21 protein-coding genes are annotated in these 23,345 nt (G+C 73.7%); 15 read left to right on the forward strand and 6 right to left on the reverse strand.

Features of this window, described 5'->3' with window-relative positions; translation table 11 throughout:
• The first annotated feature begins 93 nt into the window (after nt 1–93).
• Nucleotides 94–1,734, forward strand: coding sequence for an ABC-F family ATP-binding cassette domain-containing protein (locus ACFFHU_RS26790; RefSeq protein ID WP_377343069.1), 1,641 nt, complete (start codon nt 94–96; stop codon nt 1,732–1,734).
• On the opposite strand, the gene ACFFHU_RS26795 is transcribed toward ACFFHU_RS26790, so the two are convergent.
• Nucleotides 1,700–2,629, reverse strand: a complete 930-nt coding sequence (locus tag ACFFHU_RS26795) for a S1 family peptidase (protein WP_377343070.1) — start codon at nt 2,627–2,629, stop codon at nt 1,700–1,702. The two genes, ACFFHU_RS26790 and ACFFHU_RS26795, sit on opposite strands and share 35 nt — an antisense overlap.
• A gap of 134 nt (nt 2,630–2,763) precedes the next feature.
• On the opposite strand from ACFFHU_RS26795, the gene ACFFHU_RS26800 reads away from it, so the two are divergent.
• From ACFFHU_RS26800 to ACFFHU_RS26810, 3 genes are all read left to right on the forward strand, one after another.
• Nucleotides 2,764–3,423, forward strand: coding sequence for a response regulator transcription factor (locus ACFFHU_RS26800; RefSeq protein ID WP_377343497.1), 660 nt, complete (start codon nt 2,764–2,766; stop codon nt 3,421–3,423).
• Between the two features lie 23 nt (nt 3,424–3,446).
• The gene (locus ACFFHU_RS26805) at nt 3,447–4,514 is read left to right on the forward strand and encodes a sensor histidine kinase (protein ID WP_377343071.1); all 1,068 of its coding nucleotides are present in this window, start codon (nt 3,447–3,449) and stop codon (nt 4,512–4,514) included.
• 122 nt (nt 4,515–4,636) lie between these two features.
• Complete coding sequence (locus ACFFHU_RS26810; protein ID WP_377343072.1) at nt 4,637–5,389, forward strand: cupredoxin domain-containing protein; 753 nt, start codon at nt 4,637–4,639, stop codon at nt 5,387–5,389.
• Between the two features lie 52 nt (nt 5,390–5,441).
• Here the strand turns inward: ACFFHU_RS26810 and ACFFHU_RS26815 are convergent, their stop codons facing one another.
• Nucleotides 5,442–6,917 carry an alpha/beta fold hydrolase gene (locus ACFFHU_RS26815; protein ID WP_377343073.1) on the reverse strand — a complete coding sequence of 492 codons (1,476 nt, stop codon included), beginning with the start codon at nt 6,915–6,917 and terminating at the stop codon, nt 5,442–5,444.
• A gap of 458 nt (nt 6,918–7,375) precedes the next feature.
• On the opposite strand from ACFFHU_RS26815, the gene ACFFHU_RS26820 reads away from it, so the two are divergent.
• The 5 genes from ACFFHU_RS26820 (at nt 7,376) to ACFFHU_RS26840 (ending at nt 11,683) form a co-directional block, all read left to right on the forward strand.
• Nucleotides 7,376–8,464, forward strand: coding sequence for a sensor histidine kinase (locus ACFFHU_RS26820; RefSeq protein WP_377343074.1), 1,089 nt, complete (start codon nt 7,376–7,378; stop codon nt 8,462–8,464).
• Entirely contained in the window at nt 8,461–9,135 is a 675-nt protein-coding gene (locus tag ACFFHU_RS26825; protein ID WP_377343075.1) for a response regulator transcription factor, read from the forward strand. The genes ACFFHU_RS26820 and ACFFHU_RS26825 overlap by 4 nt, the downstream gene beginning before the upstream one ends.
• A 98-nt stretch (nt 9,136–9,233) precedes the next feature.
• Entirely contained in the window at nt 9,234–10,580 is a 1,347-nt protein-coding gene (locus ACFFHU_RS26830; protein WP_377343077.1) for a low temperature requirement protein A, read from the forward strand.
• A 10-nt stretch (nt 10,581–10,590) separates the two neighbouring features.
• On the forward strand, nt 10,591–11,220 hold the full coding sequence (locus ACFFHU_RS26835) for a 4a-hydroxytetrahydrobiopterin dehydratase family protein (protein WP_377343079.1): 630 nt from the start codon (nt 10,591–10,593) through the stop codon (nt 11,218–11,220).
• Between the two features lie 112 nt (nt 11,221–11,332).
• Nucleotides 11,333–11,683, forward strand: coding sequence for a VOC family protein (locus ACFFHU_RS26840; protein ID WP_377343080.1), 351 nt, complete (start codon nt 11,333–11,335; stop codon nt 11,681–11,683).
• A 64-nt stretch (nt 11,684–11,747) separates the two neighbouring features.
• Here the strand turns inward: ACFFHU_RS26840 and aceB are convergent, their stop codons facing one another.
• Nucleotides 11,748–13,349 (reverse strand): malate synthase A, encoded by a 1,602-nt coding sequence (aceB, locus tag ACFFHU_RS26845; RefSeq protein WP_377343082.1) that lies wholly within the window; start codon nt 13,347–13,349, stop codon nt 11,748–11,750.
• Complete coding sequence (gene aceA, locus ACFFHU_RS26850; protein WP_377343083.1) at nt 13,346–14,617, reverse strand: isocitrate lyase; 1,272 nt, start codon at nt 14,615–14,617, stop codon at nt 13,346–13,348. The genes aceB and aceA overlap by 4 nt, the downstream gene beginning before the upstream one ends.
• A 239-nt stretch (nt 14,618–14,856) precedes the next feature.
• On the opposite strand from aceA, the gene ACFFHU_RS26855 reads away from it, so the two are divergent.
• The 4 genes from ACFFHU_RS26855 to ACFFHU_RS26870 all read left to right on the forward strand — a co-directional run bounded on the left by ACFFHU_RS26855 (nt 14,857) and on the right by ACFFHU_RS26870 (nt 20,111).
• On the forward strand, nt 14,857–16,242 hold the full coding sequence (locus tag ACFFHU_RS26855; protein ID WP_377343084.1) for a short-chain fatty acyl-CoA regulator family protein: 1,386 nt from the start codon (nt 14,857–14,859) through the stop codon (nt 16,240–16,242).
• Between the two features lie 404 nt (nt 16,243–16,646).
• Nucleotides 16,647–17,213, forward strand: a complete 567-nt coding sequence (locus tag ACFFHU_RS26860; RefSeq protein ID WP_377343085.1) for a dihydrofolate reductase family protein — start codon at nt 16,647–16,649, stop codon at nt 17,211–17,213.
• A gap of 53 nt (nt 17,214–17,266) precedes the next feature.
• Nucleotides 17,267–18,754: an MFS transporter gene (locus ACFFHU_RS26865; RefSeq protein ID WP_377343086.1), complete on the forward strand. Its 1,488-nt coding sequence runs from the start codon at nt 17,267–17,269 to the stop codon at nt 18,752–18,754.
• 193 nt (nt 18,755–18,947) lie between these two features.
• A complete protein-coding gene (locus tag ACFFHU_RS26870) occupies nt 18,948–20,111 on the forward strand; it encodes a low temperature requirement protein A (RefSeq protein ID WP_377343088.1) in 1,164 nt (387 codons plus the stop codon).
• A gap of 148 nt (nt 20,112–20,259) precedes the next feature.
• Here the strand turns inward: ACFFHU_RS26870 and ACFFHU_RS26875 are convergent, their stop codons facing one another.
• Both ACFFHU_RS26875 and ACFFHU_RS26880 read right to left on the reverse strand, forming a co-directional pair.
• On the reverse strand, nt 20,260–21,054 hold the full coding sequence (locus ACFFHU_RS26875; RefSeq protein ID WP_377343089.1) for an endonuclease/exonuclease/phosphatase family protein: 795 nt from the start codon (nt 21,052–21,054) through the stop codon (nt 20,260–20,262).
• Nucleotides 21,055–21,200: 146 nt separating this feature from the next.
• Nucleotides 21,201–21,767: a YciI family protein gene (locus ACFFHU_RS26880; RefSeq protein WP_377343090.1), complete on the reverse strand. Its 567-nt coding sequence runs from the start codon at nt 21,765–21,767 to the stop codon at nt 21,201–21,203.
• A 134-nt stretch (nt 21,768–21,901) separates the two neighbouring features.
• Between ACFFHU_RS26880 and ACFFHU_RS26885 the strand changes: the two genes are divergently transcribed.
• Nucleotides 21,902–22,279 carry a BlaI/MecI/CopY family transcriptional regulator gene (locus tag ACFFHU_RS26885; RefSeq protein WP_377343091.1) on the forward strand — a complete coding sequence of 126 codons (378 nt, stop codon included), beginning with the start codon at nt 21,902–21,904 and terminating at the stop codon, nt 22,277–22,279.
• Complete coding sequence (locus tag ACFFHU_RS26890; protein WP_377343092.1) at nt 22,276–23,343, forward strand: M56 family metallopeptidase; 1,068 nt, start codon at nt 22,276–22,278, stop codon at nt 23,341–23,343. Before ACFFHU_RS26885 ends, ACFFHU_RS26890 begins: the two co-directional genes overlap by 4 nt.
• Nucleotides 23,344–23,345 lie beyond the last annotated feature (2 nt).

Below are 23,345 nucleotides of genomic sequence, written 5' to 3' on the forward strand. Positions count from 1 at the left end.
TCGCGCCGTCGCCGCGGCCCCCTTCGTCGTCCCCTTTCCGCGCCGAGCAATGCCGACGCGCGTGCTCGGTCTCGCACATTTTCGAGGTCGATCGTGTCCGACACGTACATCGTCAGTTCCGCCCTGTCCTTCTCCTGGCCGGACCAGACTCCGGTCTTCGACGAGCTGTCCCTCTCCGTGCCCGGCGGCCGGACCGGGCTGGTGGCGCCCAACGGCGCCGGCAAGACCACGCTGCTGCGGCTGATCGCCGGCGAGCTGCGCCCGACCGGCGGATCGGTCACGGTGCAGGGCGTGCTCGGTTACCTTCCCCAGCACCTGCCGTTCGCCGTCGACGAGACCGTGGCGCAGGTGCTCGGCGTCGACCGGGCGATCGCCGCGCTGCACGCCATCGAGTCCGGCGACGCCGCCGAGCAGCACTTCACCGCGGTCGGCGACGACTGGGACGTGGAGGAACGCAGCCGCGCCGAGCTGGACCGGCTGGGGCTGGGTGACGTCGCGCTGGACCGCCGGCTGGGCACCCTCAGCGGCGGCCAGATCGTCTCCCTCGGCCTGGCCGCGCAGCTGCTCAGGCGCCCCGACGTGCTGCTGCTGGACGAGCCGACCAACAACCTCGACCGGGACGCGCGGGACCGGCTCACCGCGGTGCTGCGCGGATTTCCCGGCTGCCTGCTGGTGGTCAGCCACGACCGGGCGCTGCTGGACGAGATGGACCGCATCGCCGCCCTCGACCACGGCGGGATCCGCTGGTACGGCGGCAGCTACACCGACTACGAGCAGGCCGTACGCGCCGAGCAGGAGGTGGCGCAGCGGCAGGTCCGCACCGCGGAGCAGGACCTCAAGCGGCAGAAGCGGGAAATGCAGCAGGCCCGGGAGCGCGCCGCCCGGCGCGCCTCCACGGCCGCGCGCAACCTGAACGACGCCGGCCTGGCCCGGATCGTGGCCGGCGGGCTGAAGCGGGACGCCCAGGTGTCCGCCGGCAAGGCCAACGAGACCCACGCGGCCCGGGTCGGTGACGCGCAGGCCCGGCTCGACCAGGCCAGCCGCGCCGCCCGGCAGGACGACCGGATCGTCATCGACCTGCCCGACACCACCGTCCCGGCCGGCCGCACCGTGTTCACCGGCGAGCACCTGCGGGCCGAGTACGACGGCCGGCCGGTGTTCGCCGGCGCCGGCGTCGACCTGAGCATCCGCGGCCCGGAGCGGATCGCGCTCACCGGGCCGAACGGGGCCGGCAAGTCCACGCTGCTGCGCCTGGTGGGCGGCGACCAGCGGCCGGTGTCCGGGACGGCCACCCGCGCCGACGGTCGGGTGGCATACCTGTCCCAGCGGCTCGACCTGCTCGACCCGGCCCGTACGGTCGCGGAGAACCTCGCCGCCTTCGCCCCGGCGCTGGCCGACGCCGCGCGGATGAACCTGCTGGCCCGGTTCCTGTTCCGGGGCGACCGCGCGCACCTGCCCGTCGCGGTGCTGTCCGGCGGGGAACTGCTGCGGGCCACCCTCGCCTGCGTGCTGTTCGCCGACCCGGCCCCGCAACTGCTGCTGCTCGACGAGCCCACGAACAACCTCGACCTGGACAGCGTCGCCCAGCTGGAGGCCGCGCTGACCGCGTACCGGGGTGCGCTGCTGGTGGTCAGCCACGACGACCGGTTCCTCGCCGCCATCGGGGTGGACCGGTGGCTGCGGCTGGCCGACGGCCAGCTCACCGAGACGGCCGCACCGGCGGGCGTCGGCTGAGGTCGCGGCGCACGCCCCGGCGCGGCATGGCCGCCCGGCGGCGCCGGGCGAGCAGGAGCGTCGCCAGCAGGGCCGCGAGGGCCGGCAGACCGGCCAGGCCGGCCACCAGCAGAGCACGGCGACCCCGACCGGCGCCCTCGTCGGCCACCGTGCGGGTGATCCAGCCGTGCAGGTTGTCCGTCCGGGCACTCGACTCCGGGCCGGGGTGCGGGCACCCCGGCCCGGTGCTGACCACGGCCACCAGCACGGGCGCGGCGTTCGACCGCTGCCGGAAGTACGGCCCGCCGGAGTCGTGGGGGCACGGGCTGGTGTCCCGCCGCGGTGCCCGGCCGGAGGTCTCCACGACGGTGTCCCCGACGGCCTCGACGACGAACTGCCCGGTCTGAAGCCGGTCCGCGGGGGTGCCGTCCAGGGTCAGGCCGTACCCGGTGAGCCGGACGACCTCGCCGACCGCGGGCGGTGCGGCGGCCACCCGCAGCGGCTCGATGTCGGTGATCGCGGACGCCAGTTCGGCGAGGGCCACGTCGGCGATGCCGGCCTGGCGTACGGCGACGACCTCCACCCGGTGGCCACCCGAGCCGGTGAGGTCGGCGCGGCCGATCGTGGCCACGGTGCGGTCGGCCACCGGCCGGCTGACCCGGCGGCCGGCCGCGTCCCGGAAGCAGTGGCCCGCGGTGATCACCCAGCGCGGCGCGACGAGGGCGCCGGAGCAGGAGCTGTCCCGGCTCCCGCCCTCGGCCGTGGGCAGGCCGGTCATGGTCAGCAGCGCCGAGAACCGGTACGCGCCGTCGCCGGCGTTCTGGCCGTGGGCGATCGCGTGCGCCGGACGGGCGGTCGCTGGTCCCGGGACGGCGGCCACGAACAGCAGGACGGCGAATCGATGAAATATCCGCAAATCACACCCCGTACGATCGAGCGAACCCCACCAGGCTGCCGAACCGGCCGTCCGGCGGCCGTCAGCGGCGCCCTTACGGAACTTTTATCGCGGCCCTGCAAGCCTGGCGGGTGGCCCAAAGAGGAGGCGCGGTGGTGCGAGTGCTGGTCGCGGACGACGAGCGGATGCTGGCCGACATGGTGGCCGAGGGTCTGCGGCGGCTGTCCATGGCCGTCGACGTGGTCTACGACGGCGTGAGTGCCCTGGACCGGCTTGGCGTGAACCGGTACGACGTGGCCGTCCTGGACCGGGACATGCCGGGCAGCACCGGCGACGAGGTGTGCCGGTGGATCGCCGGCTCGGGCGCCGGGACCCGGGTCCTGATGCTGACCGCCGCCGTCGGGATCCGCGACCGGGTCGAGGGCCTCGGCCTCGGCGCCGACGACTACCTGACCAAGCCGTTCGCCTTCGCCGAGCTGGTGGCCCGGCTGCAGGCGCTGGCCCGGCGGTCGGCACCGGCGCTGCCGCCGGTGCTCGAGCGCGACGGCATCGTGCTGGACGTCGGGCGCCACACCGTCACCAGGGACGGGCTGGCGCTGGCCCTGTCGCCGAAGGAGTTCGCGGTGCTGCACGTGCTGCTGCGCGCCGGCGGCCGGGTGGTCAGCGCCGAGGACCTGCTGGAGCAGGCGTGGGACGAGCACGCGGACCCGTTCACCAACACCGTCCGCACCACCGTGATGACCCTGCGGCGCAAGCTGGGCGATCCGCCGGTGCTGCACACCGTGCCCCGGGCCGGCTACCGCCTCGGCTCGTGACGCCGGGCTCGCCGGCGCGGCGGATGCTTCTGCTCTGCGCGGGACTCCTCGTCGCGACCCAGGCCGTACCGTGGGTGAGCGACCAGATCCTGGCGCTGTGGCATGAGTTCGGCCCGTCCTGGTGTGGCGGCCCGCACCTGGGGCCGCCGGGCCCGGACGCCTCGGCCGTCTGCGTCCAGCTCTACCGCCGACCCAGCCTCCCCGGCGCGGTGGTCCGGGCGCTGCTGCTCGCGGCCGTCCTGGCCGGCTGCGTCCCGGCGGTGCGCTGGTGCGTGCGACCTGTGCGGGACCTCGCCCCGCTCATCGCGAACGTCGGCCCGCAGAACCTCGGCCACCGCCTGCGGCCGGGACCGGGTCGCGACGCGCTCGCGCTGCTGGGCCGGGCGATCGACGAGATGATGGACCGGATCACCGTGGGCTACGAGGCGCAGCGCCGGTTCGCCGCGGACGCGTCGCACGAGCTGCGGACGCCGCTGGCCGTCCAGCGCACCCTGATCGAGGTCGGCCTGGCAAGGTCCCTCAGCGAGGACCAACTCGCCCTGATCAGCACGCAACTGCTGGAGACCAACGAACGCAACGAACGCCTCATCGAGGGGCTGCTCGTGCTCAGCGAGAGCGACCGCGGCCTGCTGGCCCGGACACCGTTGCGGCTCGATCTCATCACCGCGGCGGTGCTCGACGCCCACCGGGCCCGGGCCGCCGACGCCGGTCTCACGATCACCGCCACGCTGCGCCCGCGCGTCGCCCTGGGCGAGCAGGTGCTGCTGGAACGCCTGGTCACCAACCTGGTGCAGAACGCCGTGAAGTACAACCGGCCGGACGGCACCATCGACGTCCGGGTCGGGGACGAGCCGGCCCTGGTCGTCACGAACACCGGCGAGGACATCCCGCCGGAATCCGTGCCCGCACTGTTCGAACCGTTCCGCCGCCGCTCCGGCGCCCGCATCGACCACAGCGGCGGCGCCGGCCTCGGGCTCTCGATCGCCCGTTCCATCACCCGGGCGCACGACGGCACCATCGCCGCGGCGTCGACCGGCCGGGACGGCCTGCGCGTCGAGGTCCGGCTGCCCGCCACCGACGCCCCGGATTGAACCTTCGCGCGGGCGTGCCCGTAGCTCTCCGTAGCGGGGATCTTCGCGCGGTCCGACCTTCGCGCGCCCGCGTGCCGCCGGGCGCACCGTCCGGGCGGCGTCGGAGAGGGAGGGGAGAGCCGATGCGGCGAACCGGTACGGGTCGATGGTGGGCGGCTTGCCGCGCGGTGGCGGGGGCGTCGCTGCTCGCCCTGACCTCCTGCGCGCCGGCCACAACGCCGAGCACCACCGCGCCCCGGCCCGCCGGAGCCGGAGCGAGCGCCCAAGCCGGTGACCCCGCCGGTGCCGCCGGCTCCGGGCCGGACTGCACCAGGGCCACCAAGGCGACCATCGTCCAGACGGCGTCGGCCGAGGGACACCGGTACGCGTTCAGCCCGCCGAGCCTGCGGATCCAGCGGGGCGGCTTCCTGGCCATCACCAACCGGTCCGATGAGGTCCACGCGCTGACCACTACCCCGGATGCCGGGATCGTCAGCAGCGTCCTCGATCGCAAGGAACGGCAGGTGATCCAGTTCCCCAGGTCGGGTACGTTCACCGTGCGCAGCGCGGACGCGACACACCGGGCGACCCTGCGGGTGGCCGTCGCCGGCGAGAGCGGGTGCGGCGCGCCGAAGCCCAGGGTGACGATCACCGACGGGTACGCCTTCACCCCGAAGACGCTGTCGATCCGCGCCGCCGAGAACTTCGCCGTGGTCAACGAGTCCGGCACCGCCCACACGGTGACCTGCACGCCCGACCCCGGCGGCAACCGGGACAACTCCCGGCTGGACAGGGGCGAGACCCAGCTCCTCGCCATCGACGAGCCGGGCCGGTACGTGTGCGGGAGCGTTCAGCACTCCCGCGCCAGGGTCACCATCACGGTCGACGGCGGGTGAGCCGGGACAGGCCCGCCCGCCGGCCCAGGGGCGGGAGGGCGGGCCCGTCGCATCATCGACCGAGCGGCGGGCTGACCCACGGTTCCGGCTGGAGCCGGTAGGCGCCACCGAAGCCGGGGCCGTCAGGGCTCCCCAAGCCGCGACCGCCGGCGCGGGCGTCGGGTTGGCCGGCGGCGCCGGCGCGGACGGCCGGGTCCTCGGGTTGCAGCCCCGCGCAGGACCCACCGTCCCGGTTACCGGTGTCGAAATAGTCGGCCAGATGCCGCGCGCAGTCCGGCACGAACGGCAGGGATCCGTGGATGAAGTCGTCGACGGTGAACACCTGTCCGCCGATGGTGTCCCGCATCTGCCACACCCAGGGGTACGGCGTCGACGTCTCGTACCGGTGCCCCGACAGCTGCAGCGAACCGCCGCCGCGGCGCAGCTGGAACGACTGCACGGGCAGCGTCCACCCGGCACAGGTCGGGCGCAGCGCCGTGACGTCGCCGGTGACCGGGTTGCGGTCGAGGTTGCGCCGGTACTCCCGCCACAGCGGCTCGAAGTTCCGCGAGCTGGTGTCCTCGTTGCACAGGTACGCCTGGCCGGCCGTGTCGTTGCCCCGCTCGGGGGCGCCCGCTGGCGGCGCCGGCGGCGGACCGTCCGGCCCGCCCACGACATCGCGGACCGGCTGTGGCGCCGGACCGCCGTCGACCGCGGTCCGCATGGCCACGAGGATCCGCGCGGCCAGTTCCCAGTCCACGTTCGGGGCGGAGGCCACGTACGAGATGAAGCTGCCGTCGAGCGGGATCGGAACGTCGGAGAACCGCCACGGGTGCGCGTCCGCGCCCTCCCGCAGCGCCAGCACGGTCGCCCGGACCTTCGCCGGAGTGTCCCCGAGGCCGTACGCCCCGTCGCGCGCGGCGAGCCACCCGGAGAACAGCGTGAAGACCTGCTCGGTGGCCCGCGCCGACGCGTCGAACCGGTAGGCCAGGTCGTACGCGCGCGGGGAGACCACGCTGTCCAGCCACATCCGGTCGATCGTGTCCGGGAACATGCTCCGGTACACCGCCCCGAGCTGGGTGCCCCAGGACGCGCCGAAGTAGCTCATCCGCGGCTCGCCCAGCGCCCGACGGATCCGATCCAGGTCCCGGGCCGCGTTCGCCGTCGTCAACTGGGACAGGAAGGCGGGGTTGCCGGCCGAACACTCCGCCGCCTGCTTCGCGAACGCGTCGTACGCCTGCTTCAGCGCCGCCCTGGTCCACCGGCCCACCGGCGGCTCGTCGCGGCCGGTGGCCGGGCAGTCGTACGAGGTGCTGTAGCCGACGCCCCGCGGGTCGAAGCCGATGAGGTCGTACCGCTCGTTGAGCCGGGCGTCCGTCTCGCTGGTCAGCACCAGGTGGCTGGGCATCAGGTAGCCGCTGCCGCCCGGACCGCCGGGGTTCATCGCCAGGCTGCCCAGCCGGTGTGCGGGGTCAACGGCGCGCAGCCGGGTGAGGGCGATGGTGATGCGCCGCCCACCGGGCTCCCGGTAGTTCAGCGGCACACTCACCGTGCCGCAGTCGGTGCGCGCCCACAGCTCCCGGAACCGCCCCCGGTCCTCCGGGCGGATGCTCAGGTAGTCGAGGACCGCGTCGGAATACCGCGGGCACTCCCGCCAGGTGACCGTCTCCGGCGCCGCCGCGACCCGCTGTGACGCCGGTGCCGCGGCGACCCGCTGTGACGCCGGTGGCGCGGCCCCGCGGCGGCGCCGGGGCCGAGGCCGGCGAGGGCCAGGCCGATCCCGCACGCCGCGGCCGACAATCGGGTACGTCTGTTGCCACTCTGGACCCTCCTCCGCACGGCCGGATGCCGTGTCCCCGCCTGTCTACGCATCGACGGGCAACAGCGGACCCACACGGCTCGTTATCGTCGTGTTACCGCCGCAGGGTGATACTCGGCCGCGCCGGGCATGGTCTCGACCGGAGGGCGCCGAAATTGTCGATCCGCTGGCCACCGTATTCGATCCGCATGCGACTGACGCTGCTGTACGCCTCGCTGTTCCTCGCCTCCGGCGTCGCGCTGCTGGCGCTCGTGGCGTTCCTGGTGTTCCGCCAACCGGTCCTGGTCACCGTCGCGCCGGCGCCGCCCTTCCGCGACCCCGACCTGCCCCGGCCACCGCCGCCGGCCGACCTGGCCGTCGTCCCCACCTGGCAGACGGTCCAGTCGGTGCTGCTCATGTCGGCGATCGCGCTGGCCGTGATGGCCGTCGTGTCGACCGCGCTGGGCTGGGTGGTCGCGGGCCGGGCCCTGCGCCCGCTGCGGACCATGACGGTCACGACCCGCCGCATCTCCGAGCGCACCCTGCACCAGCGGCTGGCCGTCCCCGGCCCGCGCGACGAGCTGACCGAGCTCGCGGACACCGTCGACGAACTGCTCGCCCGGCTGGAGCGGGCCTTCGAGGCGCAGCGCCGGTTCGTCGCGAACGCCTCCCACGAACTGCGTACGCCGCTGGCGATGATGCGGACCTCCGTGGACGTGGCGGCCAGCAAGCCGGCGCCGGTGCCCAGGGAGGTCACGGTGCTGGCGGGCAAGCTGAACGAGGGCCTCGACGCGGCGGATCGGCTGCTGGAGGGGCTGCTGCTGCTGGCGCGCGCCCAGAACGACCCGGCCCCGCGGACCGAGCCGGTGCGGCTGGCCGACCTGGTCGACGCCGCGCTCGGCGCCCGCGCCGACGCGGTGGCCGAGCGGCGACTCACCGTGGACCGCCGGACCGCCCCGGTGGTCGTGCCGGGCAACGCCTCGCTGCTGCGCAGCCTCGTCGACAACCTGGTGGACAACGCGGTCCGGCACAACGCGCCGGGCGGCTGGCTGCGGGTCATGACCGGTACGCGGGGCTACCGGACCCGGGTCACCGTCGAGAACGGCGGCCCGGTGCTCGACCAGGCCGACGTCGACCTGCTCGGTCAACCGTTCCAGCGGATCGGTGCGGCGCGGACCTCGCGGTCCGGCACCGGGCTGGGACTGTCGATCGTGGCCGCGGTGGCGACGGCGCACGGCGGGACGCTCGTGCTGCGGGCGCGACCCGACGGCGGCCTGTGGGCGCAGGTGGAGCTGTGAGGGTGCTGGTCGTGGAGGACGTTCGCCGGCTCGCCGACGACATCGCCGAGGGGCTCCGGGACCAGGGCATGGCCGTGGACGTCGCGTACGACGGGCTCACGGCGGCCGAGAAGGTGGCGGTCACCGCGTACGACGTCGTGGTCCTCGACCGCGACCTGCCCGGGCTGCACGGCGACGTGCTCTGCCGGCAGATCACCCGGGCGACCGACCCAGCGATGGTCATCATGCTCACCGCCGCGGGGTCGCCGGGGGACCGTGTCGCGGGCCTGCGCCTGGGTGCCGACGACTATCTGGGCAAGCCGTTCCACTTCTCCGAGCTGGTGCTGCGCATCAGGTCCCTGGCCCGGCGCCGGCCCTCGGCGCGGCCGCGGGTGCTCACCGGCGCGGGCATCGAGTTGGACCCGGTGCTGCGCACCGCCACCCGGCTCGGGCGGCCGCTCCGGCTCTCCCGCAAGGAATTCGAGGTGCTGGCGGAGCTGCTGGCGGCGGCCCCCGCCCCGCTGAGCGCCGAACAGCTCCTGGAGAAGGTCTGGGACGAGAACGCCGACCCGTTCACCAAGACGGTCGCGGTCACGATCGGGCGGCTGCGCCGCCGGCTCGGCCCGCCCGACGTCATCGTCACGGTCGCCGGCGCCGGCTACCGGATCCGCCATGACCTGGAGCCGGCCTGAGGAGTGCCGTGCGATCCGGCGGCGTCCGCACGACACCCGGTCAGCGCACGTCCCCTGCCGTATGATCAGCCGGTCGTTCACCGTCCCGTGGAGGTCGGATGGCTGAGAAACAGGCCGACCTGCCCGCCAGCCTGAAGCACCAGCTGCACCACCGGTTGCGGCCGATGACCGGCCGCGACCCGCGGGAGCGGGGCCGATCGACCACCCCGATCGAGCTGCTGTACGACCTCACCTACGTCATCGCCTTCGGCGCGGCCGCCGACCAGCTCGCGCACCAGATCAGCGAGGGCCATGTCGGGCCCGCCCTCGGCGCGTACGCGTTCGCGATCTTCTCGGTGACCTGGGCGTGGATGAACTTCACCTGGTTCGCCTCGTCGTACGACAACGACGACGCGCTGTTCCGGATCGCCACGCTGGTCCAGATGATCGGCGTCATCGTTCTGACCTTCGGGCTCCCGGTCAGCTTCGACGCCGCCGCGCACGGGCACAGCCCCAACAACCTCCTGATGGTCGTCGGCTACATCATCATGCGCGTACCGCTGATCGGGCTGTGGTTGCGCGCCGCCCGGCAGGACCGGGCTCATCGCCGGATCGCGGTCGCGTACGCGGTCGCGATCGCGGTGGCGCAGACCGGGTGGCTGTTGTCCGCGATCCTGCCGCTGCCGGTGGCCGTGACGGTAGGCGTCCTCGTCCTGCTGGCGGTGGCCGAGATGGCCGCCCCGGTGGTGCTGGAACGGAACCTGGGCGCGCCGCCCTGGAACGCCGGACACATCGCCGAACGGTTCAGCCTGCTCACGCTGATCACCATCGGCGAGGTGGTGGCGGCCACGACCAGCGCGGTGGGGGCGCTGATCAGGGCCCAGGGGTGGACCATCGCCGCGATCGCGATCGCCGCGTCCGGGCTGGTGCTCGCCGGGGCGATGTGGTGGGCCTACTTCCTCATCCCGTCCCGGCCCATCCTCGAACGGTGGCCGGAACGGACCTTCGGGTGGCGGTACGCCCATCTGCCGATCTTCGGCGCCATCGCCGCGGTGGGCGCCGGACTCCGGGTCGCCACGACCGCGGTGGAGGAGAAGGAACTCTCCGCGCTGGAGGTGGTGCTCGCGCTCGCCATCCCGGTCGCGGTCCTGGTCCTCACGATCTTCGCGACCTGGACCGTGCTCATGCGTTCCTACGATCTGACGCACGTGCCGCTGCTGGTCCTCAACCTCGTTCCGCTCGTCGCGGCGGTCGGGCTTCCGCTGCTGCTGCACTCCACCGAGCCGGTCGATCCGGCCCGTCCCGCAAGCCTGGCGATCCTGGTCGGCGCCATCGCCCTGGTCGCGTTGTCGGCCGTCGTCGAGGTGGTCGGACACGAGCGGGTGGGCTTTACCCACACCATGCGGGCCCTCGACGAGGGCCGACCGGCGCGCCCGGGCCCGCCGGCAGGGGACGGGGCCGAATAACCTCGCCGTCATGACTGCGCAGATCACGGCCGGGCAGTTCCACGCGGCCGAGGGCGTCGAGGACTGGCGCTCGCTCTACCACCTGGTGTCGGCCCACTTCCGGACCGCCTCGCTGAGCGAGGGCGCCGCGCTCGTCGGCGCGATCGACCGGCTCGTCGACGAGGCCGAGCAGGAACACCTGGCCGTCGACCTGCGCCGCGCGGGCGTGACCGTCAGCCTGAGCCGGCGCGATGTGGCGCTGGCCCGGCGGATCTCGGCCGCCGCCCGGACGCTGGGCATCCCCGCCGACCCGACCGCCGTACAGGTCATCAACCTCACGCTCGACGCGCTCGTGGGCGCGGACGTGCTGCCGTTCTGGCGGGCCGTGCTGGGTTACCGCCAGATCGGCGACGACTACCTGTTCGACCCACGACGCCGCGGTCCGGGTTTCGGGCTGCAGCACATGACGGCGGCGCGTCCGCAGCGCAACCGCCTGCATCTGGATGTGGCCGTGCCGCACGACCAGGCCGAGGCGCGGATCGCCGCCGCGCTGGCCGCGGGCGGCCGGCTGGTCTCCGATGCCCACGCGCCAAAGTGGTGGACCCTGGCCGACGCCGAGGGCAACGAGGCGTGCGTCGCCACCTGGCTCGGTCGCGGGTAACCGCGCCGCTGGTCCGGTCCGCGCCCGGCCGCGCCCGGTTGGCGGTGTGGTGACCGCCGTGGCCGGCGCCGCTCGACCGGCGGCCCGCGGGATCAGCTTCTACCGTTGGTCGATGGACACTCCCCGCCTCACGCACGTCAGGGTCAACGTCCGCAATCTCAGGCAGGCGATCGACTGGTACGAGCGACTGCTCGGTGTGCCGGCGGAGGGCCACTGGCCTCCCGACGCGCCGACGTACGTCCACTTCACGCTCGGGCCGGCGCAGTTCGCTCTGGGGCGGTACGAGCCCGTGCCCGCGGCGGGCGCGCGGTTCAACTTCGAGGTGGATGACGTCGATGCGTGGTGGGCGCGCATCGGTCCGGACGCCAGCGTGGTGGAACCGCTCTTCGACACGCCCTACGGCACCCGCAAATTCACCATCCGCGACCCCGATGGCAACGAGCTGGGCTTCGTCCAGTCCTGAGGCCCGCAGGCGGGGCCGGGGAGGCCCGATGGACCTTCCCGGCCCCGCCGGCGGGCTCGGTGGGTCAGCCCACCGGGGCGGCCGCGCGGTCGGGCCCGAGGTGCCGGGCGTACGCGGCGGTGGTGAAGAAGGCGGGCAGGTCCTCGCCCAACGCCGTGTCCTCGACGATCCGCGCCGCCCGCGCGGCCCGTTCCGGGTCGCCGCCCTCGTCGAGCAGCTTGGCCAGTTCCTCGGCGAGGATCAGCCGGACCAGTCCCTCGGTGACGCAGCCGCCGCCGGCCACCGGCGTCTCGTGGCGCAGCCACTGCCAGACCTGGCACCGGGCGATCTCCGCGGTGGCGGCGTCCTCCATGAGGTTCCACAGCGCCACCGCGCCGGTGCCGCCGAGCCAGGCGTCGATGTAGCGCAGCGCCACCGCGATGTTGGACCGCAGTCCCGCGGCGGTGACCTGGCCGGGGGTCTTGTCCACGGCGAGCAGGTCGGTGGCGGTGACGGCCACGTCGTCGCGGCGCCGGTCGAGCTGGTTGGGCCGGTCGCCCAGCACCGCGTCGAACTCCTGCCGGCAGGTGGCCACCAGCCCCGGGTGGGCCACCCAGGAGCCGTCGAACCCGTCACCGGCCTCCCGCCGCTTGTCCTCGCGGACCCGGCCCAGGGCCATCTCGTTGACCTCGGGGTCCCGGCTCGGGATGAACGCGGCCATCCCGCCGATCGCGTGCGCGCCGCGCCGGTGGCAGGTGGCCACCAGCAGTTCGGTGTACGCCCGCATGAACGGCACGGTCATGGTGACCTCGGACCGGTCCGGCAGGACGAAGTCCGGCCACTGGCCGAAGTTCTTGATGATGCTGAAGATGTAGTCCCACCGCCCGGCGTTCAGGCCCGCCGAGTGCTCGCGCAGCTCGTACAGGATCTCCTCCATCTCGAAGGCGGCGGTGATGGTCTCGATCAGCGTGGTGGCCCGGATGGTGCCCTGCGGCAGGCCCAGGTACCGCTGGGCGAAGACGAAGATCTCGTTCCACAGCCGCGCCTCGCGGTGGCCCTCCAGCTTGGGCAGGTAGAAGTAGGGCCCGGCGCCGGCGTCCAGCTGCCGGCGCGCGCAGTGGAACAGGTAGAGGCCGAAGTCGACCAGGCTGGCCGAGATCGGCCGCCCGTCCACCACGATGCCCTTTTCCACCAGGTGCCAACCGCGCGGCCGCACCACGATGGTGGCCAACTCCTCGCCCAGCGCGTAGCGCTTGCCGCGCGCGTCGGTGAAGTCGATCCGCCGGTCCAGCGCGTCGATCAGGTTGAGCTGCCCGGAGATGACGTTGTGCCAGGTGGGGGAGGTGGCGTCCTCGAAGTCGGCCAGCCAGACCCGGGCCCCGGAGTTGAGGGCGTTGACCGTCATCTTGCGGTCGGTGGGCCCGGTGATCTCGACCCGCCGGTCCATCAGGCCCGGCGCCGGCGGGGCGACCCGCCAGCTCGGGTCGGCGCGGATGGCGGCGGTCTCGGGCAGGAAGTCGGGCAGCTGGCCGGTGGCGTACCGGTCCCGGCGGGCGCGCCGGGTGTCGAGCAGCGCGACCCGGCGGGCGGCGAACTCGCTGTCCAGCGCGACCAGGAACTCCAGCGCCTCGGCGGTGAGCACCTCGTCGAAGCGGTCGGCCAGCGGGCCGATGATCTCATACCTCATGCGAACTGCTCCTCCTCGGTGGAGCCGCGTAGCGCCGTGGTCTCGGCGGCCGGGTTGAGCACGGTGCTGATCAGGTCGAAGTAGCCGGTGCCGACCTCGCGCTGGTGCTTGACCGCGGTGTAGCCATCGGCCTCGGCCGCGAACTCCCGCTCCTGCAGCTGCACGTACGCGGGCATGCCGTCGGCGGCGTACCCGCGGGCCAGGTCGAACATCGAGTAGTTGAGGGCGTGGAAGCCGGCCAGCGTGATGAACTGGAACTTGTAGCCCATGTGGCCCAGCTCCCGCTGGAACTTGGTGATGGTGGCCTCGTCGAGGTGCTTGCGCCAGTTGAACGACGGCGAGCAGTTGTAGGCCAGCATCTGGTCCGGGTACCTGTCCTTGATCGCCTCCGCGAACCGGCGGGCGACCTCCAGGTCGGGCTTGGAGGTCTCCATCCACAACAGGTCGGCGTGCGGCGCGTAGGCCAGCCCCCGGGCGATGCACGGCTCGACGCCGTTACGCACTCGGTAGAAGCCCTCGGCGGTGCGCTCGCCGGTGACAAATGGCCGGTCGCGCTCGTCCACGTCGGTGGTGAGCAGCGTGGCGGCCTGCGCGTCGGTGCGGGCCACCACCACCGTGGGCACGCCGGCCACGTCGCTGGCCAGCCGGGCCGCCTCCAGGGTACGGATGTGGTGGCCGGTCGGGATCAGGACCTTGCCGCCGAGGTGGCCGCACTTCTTCTCGGACGCGAGCTGGTCCTCCCAGTGCACGCCGGCCGCGCCGGCCGCGATCATCGCGCTCATCAGCTCGTACGCGTTGAGCGGGCCGCCGAACCCGGCCTCCGCGTCGGCGACGATCGGCGCGAGCCAGCGGGTTCCGTCGGTGTCGCCCTCGGCCGTGGTGATCTGGGCGGCGCGCAGCAGGGCGTTGTTGATCCGGCGGACCACCGCGGGCACCGAGTTGGCCGGGTAGAGGCTCTGGTCCGGGTAGGTGTGCCCGGCAAGGTTGGCGTCCGCGGCCACCTGCCACCCGGAGAGGTAGATCGCCTTGAGGCCGGCCCGGACCATCTGCACGGCCTGGTTGCCGGTGAGCGCGCCGAGGGCGTGGATGTAGTCCTCGCTGTGCAGCAGCTGCCAGAGCCGCTCGGCGCCGTGCCGGGCGAGGGTGTGTTCCTCCTGGATCGCGCCGCGCAGCCGGACCACGTCCTCGGGCCCGTAGCTGCGCCGTACCCCCTGCCAGCGGGGGTTGGTCTGCCATTCGGCGCGCAACTGCTCAACAGCGTTCTGCATGATGTGGTCCCCTCGAATGTTCGTTGAGGCCGGCCTTGCGGGTGGGCCGCCGCGCGCCGCGAATGCGGTGCCGGGCGGCGTGTTGCCAACGGTCACATGGCTGCCCAGGGCGGGTCGAGGGACGGAATGAGCGAAGTTCTGAGAATTTCCCGCGCTAATTTGCGAAGTTGTTAAGGGTTATATTTGCAGCCTGCGAATGGCGTCCCCGGACGCCCACGGCGAGCGGGGAGGTGGCGGCGATGGCCAAGACCTTTGCTGGCGCCCGGCTGCGCCGGATGCGCGAGGACCGGGCGCTCAGCCAGGCGCACCTGGCCCGGCTGCTCAACATCTCGCCCAGCTACCTGAACCAGATCGAGCACGACTCCCGGCCGCTCACCGTCCCGGTGCTGATGCGCATCACCGAGGTGTTCGCCGTAGACCCCACCGTCTTCGCCCCGCGGGACACCCCGAGGCTGGTGGCCGGGCTGCGCGAGGCGCTTCCCGGCCGGCTGGGCGTGGCCGAGCTCACCGAGCTCGCCGCCCGGCTGCCCGAGGTCGCGGAGGCCGTCATCGACCTGCACCGGCGCTACCGGCAGGCCGACGAGCAGCTCGCCGAGCTGCTGGGGGATCGGGAGACGGTCGGCCGCAGCCCGCACGACCGGGTCACCCAGTTCTTCTACCGCCGGCAGAACTACGTACCGGACCTGGACGAGGCCGCGGAGGGGCTCGCCGCGAGCATCGGGCTGAGCCGGGGCGAGGTCCGGGCGGTGCTGCAGGACCGGCTGGCCGACCGGCACGGCGTCCGGGTGCACCGCGACGACGCCGGCGCGCTCGGGGCCGAGCTGCACCGCTACCGCCCGCAGGACCGCACCCTGCACCTCTCGACGTCGCTGCGGCCCGGGCAGGAGGCCATGCGGATGGCGGCGCAGGTGGCGCTGCTGGAGTACGCCGACGTGATCGACGAGATCGTCGAGCAGGAGCGGTTCGACGACACGCAGACCCAGATCCTCACCCGGGTGGGCCTGGCCAACTACTTCGCCGCCGCGCTGATCCTGCCGTACGGGCGGTTCCTGGCCGCCGCCGAACGCTTCCGGTACGACATCGACCTGCTCACCCAGCACTTCGCGATGGGCTGGGAGACGGTGTGCCACCGGCTCAGCACCCTGCAACGCCCCCGGGCGCGCGGGGTGCCGTTCTCGTTCGTCCGGGTCGACCGGGCCGGCAACATGTCCAAGCGGCAGTCCGCCACCGGCTTCCCGTTCTCGCACACCGGCGGCACCTGCCCGCTGTGGAACGTGTACGAGGCGTTCAGCTCGCCCGGCCGGGTGGTCGTCCAGGTGGCCGCCATGCCGGACGGGCAGCGCTACCTGTGGATCGCCCGCACCATCACCCGGCACCACGGCGGCTACAACCAGCCCGGCAAGGTGTACGCCATCGGGCTCGGCTGCGAGATCCGGCACGCCGACCGGCTGGTCTACTCCGCCGGGGTGGACCTGCACGCGGGGGAGGCGGCCACCCCCATCGGCCCGGGCTGCCGGACCTGCGAGCGGATGACCTGCCCGCAGCGGGCCGCGCCGCCGATCAGCGGCCGGCTCGACCTGGACGAGAACCGCAGCACCTTCGTGCCGTACCCGTTGAGCGACTGACCGGCCCGCAGCGGCCCGGCGGCCATCCACGCGCGGCCCCGCGCGGCCATCGGCCTGGTCCGGCGGCCGGGCCGCGCAACCTCGTGCCATCGGGCCGGCCCGGCGGCCGTCCGCGCGCGGCCCCGCGGCCACGGCCCGGCCCGGCGGCAGGGCCGCGCGACCCCGTGCCATCGGGCCGGCCCGGCGGCCGTCGCGCGCGACCCGCCCGCCGTAGACCCGGCCTGGTGGCCGTCGGCGCGACCCAGCCCGGCAGTCATCGGCGCGGCCCGGCGGGCTGTTCGCCGGGCCGCGCCCGGTCCCATCGCCGGCCCGAGGATTCTCGACGAAGTTTTTCCGGCCGGAGTGTCAAGAACCGACGGGCGGCGCCGACGTGTAGGTGAGCGTTCCGAAGGAGGAGACAACTCATGGGAAAGATCGTCTACTGGGTGCACGCGTCGGCCGACGGGTTCATCGACGGGCCCAACGGGGAGTTCGACTGGCCGGCGATGGGGCCGCAGCTGTCCGCGTACTCGGAGGGCCTGGACAAGAACGTCGACACGCTGCTGTTCGGACGGCCGGTCTGGCAGATGATGGTCGGCTTCTGGCCGACGGCCGAGTCGATGACGGACGACCCGCACGTGGCCGCCTTCGCGCCGTTCTGGCGGGCCACCCCGAAGATCGTCTTCTCGCGCGATTACGCCGGTGACGACTGGACCAGCCGGGTCATCAGCGGCAACCTCGCCGAGGAGGTGCCGGCGCTCAAGTCTCGATCGGACGGCAACCTGCTGCTCACCGGCGGCGCTGCCCTGGCCGCCGCGTTGACCGAACTGGGGCTCGTCGACGAATACCACATCGCCGTGCACCCGGTGGTGCTCGGCGGCGGCCGGCGGCTGTTCGGCGCCCCGGAACGGCGCCACCACCTGCGGCTGGTCGACTCGGTCACGCTCGATGACGGGGTCGTGGTCTCGCACTACCAGCCCGCCGCGCGATGACCGCGCCGGATGCCGACGTCCTGAACCGCAGACCGACCACGACGGAGAAGAGCATGACCACCGCCACCACGGCGACGGGGCCGGCCCCGAGCCGGACCCGCGATCCGCGCCTCGCGCTGGCGCTGCTGTCCCTGCCGTCGCTGCTGATCGCCATCGACATCAGCGTGCTCGCCGTGGCGCTGCCCAGAATGGCCGCCGACCTGCACCCGTCGCCGACGGAACTGCTGTGGATGAACGACATCTACGGCTTCATGGTCGGCGGCACGATGATCACGATGGGCGCGATCGGTGACCGGATCGGCCGCCGGCGATTGATCATCATCTGCGCGGCCGTGTTCGCGGTCGCATCCGCCGTGGCGGCGTTCTCGGTCGCGCCCTGGATGATCATCCTGACCCGGGCCGTCATGGGCGTGGCCGGCGCGGCGATCATGCCGGCCTCGATGGCGCTGATCGGCCGGCTGTTCCCCGACCCCCGGCGCAGCGTGTCCGCGATGGGCGCCTACATGACCTGCTTCCTGACCGGGATGGCGATCGCGCCGCTGGTCGGCGGCGTGATGATCGAATACTGGTGGTGGGGATCGGTGTTCCTGCTCGGCGTGCCGGTGATGCTGGTGACCCTGGTCGCCGGGCCGCGGCTGCTGCCCGAGTTCCGGGCGCCGGCCACCGGGCGCCTCGACCTGCGCGGCGCCGCGCTGTGCCTCGCCTCGATCCTGCTGGTCGTGGCCGCGCTCAAGATGCTGGTGAACGGCGGGTGGTCGTGGCGGCCGGCCGTGACCGCCGCTGTCGGGATCGGCCTCGGCGTGCTCTTCGTACGGCGTCAGCACACCCGCACCGACCCGCTGGTGGACCTGTCCCTGCTGCGTCGGCCGGGCGTCGGTCGGGTCATGGGGGTGCTGTTCCTGACCGCGCTGGTGATGGGGGGCACCTCCCTCTTCACCGCCTTCTACCTGCAGTCCGCGCAGGGGCTGTCGCCGCTGCGGGCTGCCGTGTGCCTGCTGCCGTCGATGCTCGCGATGATCGTGGCGGCGAACCTCGGCCCGTGGCTCGGCCGCCGGATCAGCCCGTCCCGCGTCATCCTGGGCAGCCTGACCGTGATGGCCGCCGGCTTCGTCGCGTACGCCCTGATCCCGCCGGGCCGTTCGGGGATTGCCGTTGTCATCTGCGGCGCGGTGCTGGCCACGGCCGGCATCGGCGCGGCGTTCCCGTTCCTGATGAACGACGTCATCACGCATTCGCCGCCGGAACGTGCCGGCTCCGCGGCCTCGCTGGCGCAGACCGCCAACGAGATCGGCATCGCGACCGGGCTCGTCGTGCTGGGCAGCATCGGCACCGTCGTCTACCGCGCCCGGTTGGCGTCCAGCGCCGGACACGCCCGGGGCTCCTGGGTGGACGGCTTCCGCCAGGCCGGCTCGGCGGCCGATCCGACCCTGCTGCACCAGGTGCAGGCCGCCTTCACCGCCGGCTTCCGCGCGGTCGGCGTCTTCGGCATCGTGGTGATGGCGGTCGTGCTGCTGCTCCGCCTGGCGCCCGCCCGTCGCTGACGCGGGCCCGCGCGCGATCCGGCGTACCGCCGGGACGCCCGCCCCGGCGCGTCGTCGCCGCCCGTCCCCGGCGCGACGTGGCAAGGATGTCCAGAACGCCGCCGCGACGGCGCTGGTGCTGGCTAGGCTGACCGTCACCCGGTCTAAGTGGCGGGTACGCCGACGGCGGCGCGGGCGGTGGTGGAGGAACGGGGTGCGACGCAGCCGGCGGGGCGGGCCGAGGCCGGTGACCGGGGAGCACCCCGCCACGCCGTTCGAGATCTTCTTCGACCTGGTCTTCGTGTTCGCGCTGACCAGGATCATCGCGTTCCTGGGCCACGCGCCCTCCCCGGTGCGGATGGGCCAGGGGCTGCTGTTGCTGATGCTGCTCTGGTTCTCCTGGTCCGGGTACGCGTGGCTGGGCAACCGCACCCGCACGGACATCGGCTGGGTGCGGGTGGGCGCCCTGGTGGAGATGGCGGCGCTCTTCGTCGCCGCGCTCGTCATGCCGGACGCCTGGCACTCCGCGCCGGGCGTCGACGGTCCGCTGATCCTGGCACTGACCTACATCGTCGTGCGGGTGGTGCACCTGCTGCTGTACGTCTGGTCGGTGAGCGGCGACCCGGACCTGCGGGCCCGGATCGGACGCTTCGGCCTCGCCAGCGCGCTCAGCTGGCTGCCGCTGCTGTTGGGCGCCCTGTTGGGCGGCGCGGCGCAGACCGGGTTGTGGGCGGCGGCGTTCGTGATCGAGGTGGGTGGGCAGCGGTTCGTCTCCTCGAGCCGGGGCGGCTGGCCGCTGCACAGCCCCGGGCACTTCGCGGAGCGGCACGGGCTCGTCGTGATCATCACGCTGGGGGAGTCGCTGATCGCCGCGGGCGTCGGCGCCGGCGCCGGCGTGGCGCGGCCGGCGGTGCTGGTCACGGCGCTGACCGCGCTGGCCGTGACGGTCTGCCTGTGGTGGCTGTACTTCGAGTCGGCCGCGCCCGCGGCGCGGGCGGCGCTGCTGCGTGCCACGGGCGAGCGCCGGGACCGGATCGCGAGCGACGCCTACAGCCTGGCCCACCTGCCGATGATCGTCGGAATCATCTCCCTCGCCCTGGGCGTCGAGCGGGCCCTGGAGCGCGCGGCCGCCGACGGCCTCTCCGGATACTGGCTGGGCTGGCCGACCGCGACCAGCCTGTATGCCGGGGCCGTGCTGTTCCTGACCGGCCGCCTGCTGTTCGTCCGGCTGTCCACCGGCACGGCGCCGGCCGGCCAACTCGTCGCGGTGGTGGCGCCGTTGGCGGCGCTGCCGGTGGGCAGCCTGGTGCCCGCCGAGGCGGCGCTCGCGCTGCTCGCGGCGCTGCTCGTCGGGACGGTCGTCGCCCAGCGCCGGTGATCGGCGAGGCGCCGACGCTTCCGGCCGCTGCCTGTCGGTCCGGTGGCCGTGGCGGGCGTCCGGTCCAGGGGCCGAGGATCTTGGAAGGCCGTCCTGGGCGATCTTGTGTCCGGGCGGCTCGGCGGCGCCCGACCCGCCGTGGTCTGCGCTAGATGTCGAGAACCAGCGCCCGGTGGTCCGAGACCTCCGGCTCGGCGAGGATCTCGAACCGCTTGACGGCCGCCACGTCGGAGACCAGCAGGTAGCTCGCGTGGCGTACCGGCTTACGGTATTGGGAGGACCGGGTGTCGGCCGTGCCGACCAGGTCGGTGAGACCGACCTCGGCCAGCACGCCGAACGTCTCGCTGTCGGGCAGCAGGTTGAGGTCCCCGCAGACCACCACCAGGTCGTGGGGGCCGCGGATGCGGCGTACGAGCTCCGCAAGCCGCTCGGCCTGCCGGCGCCGTGCCGGGGTGTCGCCCTTGCCCGCCGGATCGCGCAGCCCGTGCACCTGCACCACCCACACCGACCGGCCGGTGGCCTGGTCAACGGTGCGCACGGCCAGGGCGATGCGAGGTCGGTCCGCGATCGTCCACTCATCGTGGTCGACGAACCGCCCGTGCACGAACGCGGATTCGACACCGCAGACGGTCAGGTGCTCGCCGACCAGGGTCGCCAACCCGAAGTCCTGCCGATGGCGGTCGCCGGCGCCGTCGTACACCGGGCCGGAGTCGCTGGTCACGAAGAACGCCTGGTGGCGCGGCAGCGCGACCCGGACGTCGGCCAACAGATCGGCGCGTTGCGGCAGCGTTCGCTCGCCGTCGTCGAAGCGTGTCCATCCGGTCAGCCCCGGGGTCCGCGTCACCTCCTGCAGGCAGACGATCTGCGCCTCGCTGCCGGGCAGCCAGGCGACAAGCTCGTCGCACAGCGCGCCACCCCAGGCGTTCACGCTCGCAATCCGCACCTCGACACCCCTGCCCTGCCGCCGGCCCGTCCCGGGCACCCGATCTTAAGGACCGGAGCCGACGCGACGGGACGGGCGCGCTGCTCGGCATGAGCGTGATCCGAGCCACTCTCGCGCAATGCCCACAGTCGCCAGGTGGATCATGCCTACTGCTGGTCCTCCGCCGACGGCCGGCCGCCGAACTGCCAGGGATGCACCTCGATGTCCGCGTACCGGTGCGGCGTGAGGACCCCCCGCGCCGCGTCCGCGTCCGGCGCCTGGATCAGGACGGCCGTACCCAACCAGGTGTGGCCGTCGTCGGCCAGCAGCGGCCCGTACGCGATGAGCCCGGCCCGGTCCGCGGGCGGCTCGAGGTCAGCTGCCGGCCCGGCGCCGAGGCCCAGCACGAGGTAGCGGTTGCCGCCCGTCCGGCCGCCGGGAAACTGCCACATGGTCCGTGCGAGCAGGTTCCGCCACCGCCGCAACAGCACGTCGCGGTACACCCCGGCCTGGTAGTTGGGCTCGTCGAAGGCGAACGCCCGCGCGGCCGCGGCGTCGGGAAGATCGACGATGTGCACGCTGCCGGTGGCCGTTTCGCCGTCGTCGGTGAGGGTGGGGCCACGGGCAATCATCCGGTCGGAATAGCGATCCATGTACGACCAGTGCGCCTCGACCAGCTCGTCGCGCAGGGCGGCCGAGCCAGGCCGGTCCCGGTGGTAGGCGAGGAACTCCATCTCACTCCGATCGTGGCGCCCGCTGCTTGTCCGGGTCGGCGGACGGCGCCCGGACGCCGCCGGCCGCCCGCCGCCAGGCTCCGATGTTAGTGCTACTACTGTCGGGGTAGTAGAAAGGGTCGGATGGAGGCGGAATGGACGACTCGCGCCGTCCTCGGGGCGCCCTGGAGCGGCAGGTGATGGCGGTTTTGACGGCGGCGGACGGCGCGTTGAGCCCGGCCGAGGTGCGTGCCCGACTGGGCGACGACCTTGCCTACACCACCGTGATGACCGTGCTGGCCCGGCTGTTCGGCAAGGGCCTGCTGACCCGGCACCGGGACGGGCGCGCCTATCTCTACCGGCGGTTGGACGGCGACGCCCAGGTGGCCGCGCACCGGATGCACCGCCTGCTGACGGCGGGACCGAACCGGGCGGCGGTGCTCCGGCAGTTCGTCGACACCCTGTCCGCCGACGACGAACAGCTGCTGACCCAGCTGCTCCGCCATGCCGGCGGCGGCGAGGACAGTCCATGATCGTGACCGTCGGATGCGGCCTGCTGGCCTGGTGCGCGGTGGCGTTCGGCGCGCCGCGCCTCGGCCGCCGGCTGCCCCCGGGCAACGCGACCGCGCTGCTGGTGTCCGCCGCGGCCAGCGTGGCGACCTGCAGCCTCCTGGTGCCCGGCATGATCGCATTCCTGTGGCTCGCGCGGCTGCCCACGGTGATCGATATCGGGCCGTGGTCGGCCGCGGCGCTCCGGGCCGGCACCCCCGTCCCGCTGGTCGGCGCGCTGGCCTGCGCGGCCTGGGTGGTGTGGCGAACCGGACGCGTCGCCGCCGTGGCGCTTCGGCGGCTTCGAGCCGTCCGGGCGGTGCGGGCCGAGAACGCCGCCGGTCCGGCGGAGGCCGACCGGCTGCTCGTGCTGGACGTCGAACGTCCGGTGGCATTCAGCACGCCGCCACCGGACGGACGGATCGTGGTCAGCACCGGACTGTGGCGCCGCCTGTCGCAGCCGGAACGCCAGGTGATCATCGCTCACGAGACGGCGCACCTGCGCCGGGGGCACACCTGGTGGCTGCTCGCGGTCGACCTCTGCGTGGCCGCGAACCCGCTGCTGTCGCCGCTCGCCCCGGCCGTGGCGCAGAGCGTCGAGCGGTGGGCGGACGAGGAGGCGGCCCGGCAGGTCGGGGACCGGCGGCTGGTCGCCCGTACGGTCGCCCGGGCGGCCCTGCTGACCCGGTCCGCCGGACCCGTCGGCGCGGTGGGCGCCGGTTCGGGCGCCGTCCCGGCCAGGGTGGCGGCGCTGCTGGCCCCGGCGCCCCGCCCGCGTCCGCTGCTGGTCGCGGCCCTCGCGGCGCTGTCGCTGGCCGCGCTGCTGGCCGCGGCCGGGGTCCAGCGGCAGACCGACGCGATCTTCGACGCCGCTCAACTCCGGCGGCCGGCCGGCGCCGCGGCGCCGGCCGAACGGCACGGTGCCGGCCGCCAACCACGTACCCGGGTGGTCGCCCGCCCCGGCCCCGCGGCCCGCCCCGGCCCGGCCCATTCTCCGGCCCGCCCCGGCCCCGCTGCCCGCCCGTCCCGGCCCTCATCAACCGTGTAGGA

It is taken from the genome of Plantactinospora siamensis (genome assembly GCF_042434095.1).
Classification (GTDB): domain Bacteria; phylum Actinomycetota; class Actinomycetes; order Mycobacteriales; family Micromonosporaceae; genus KBS50.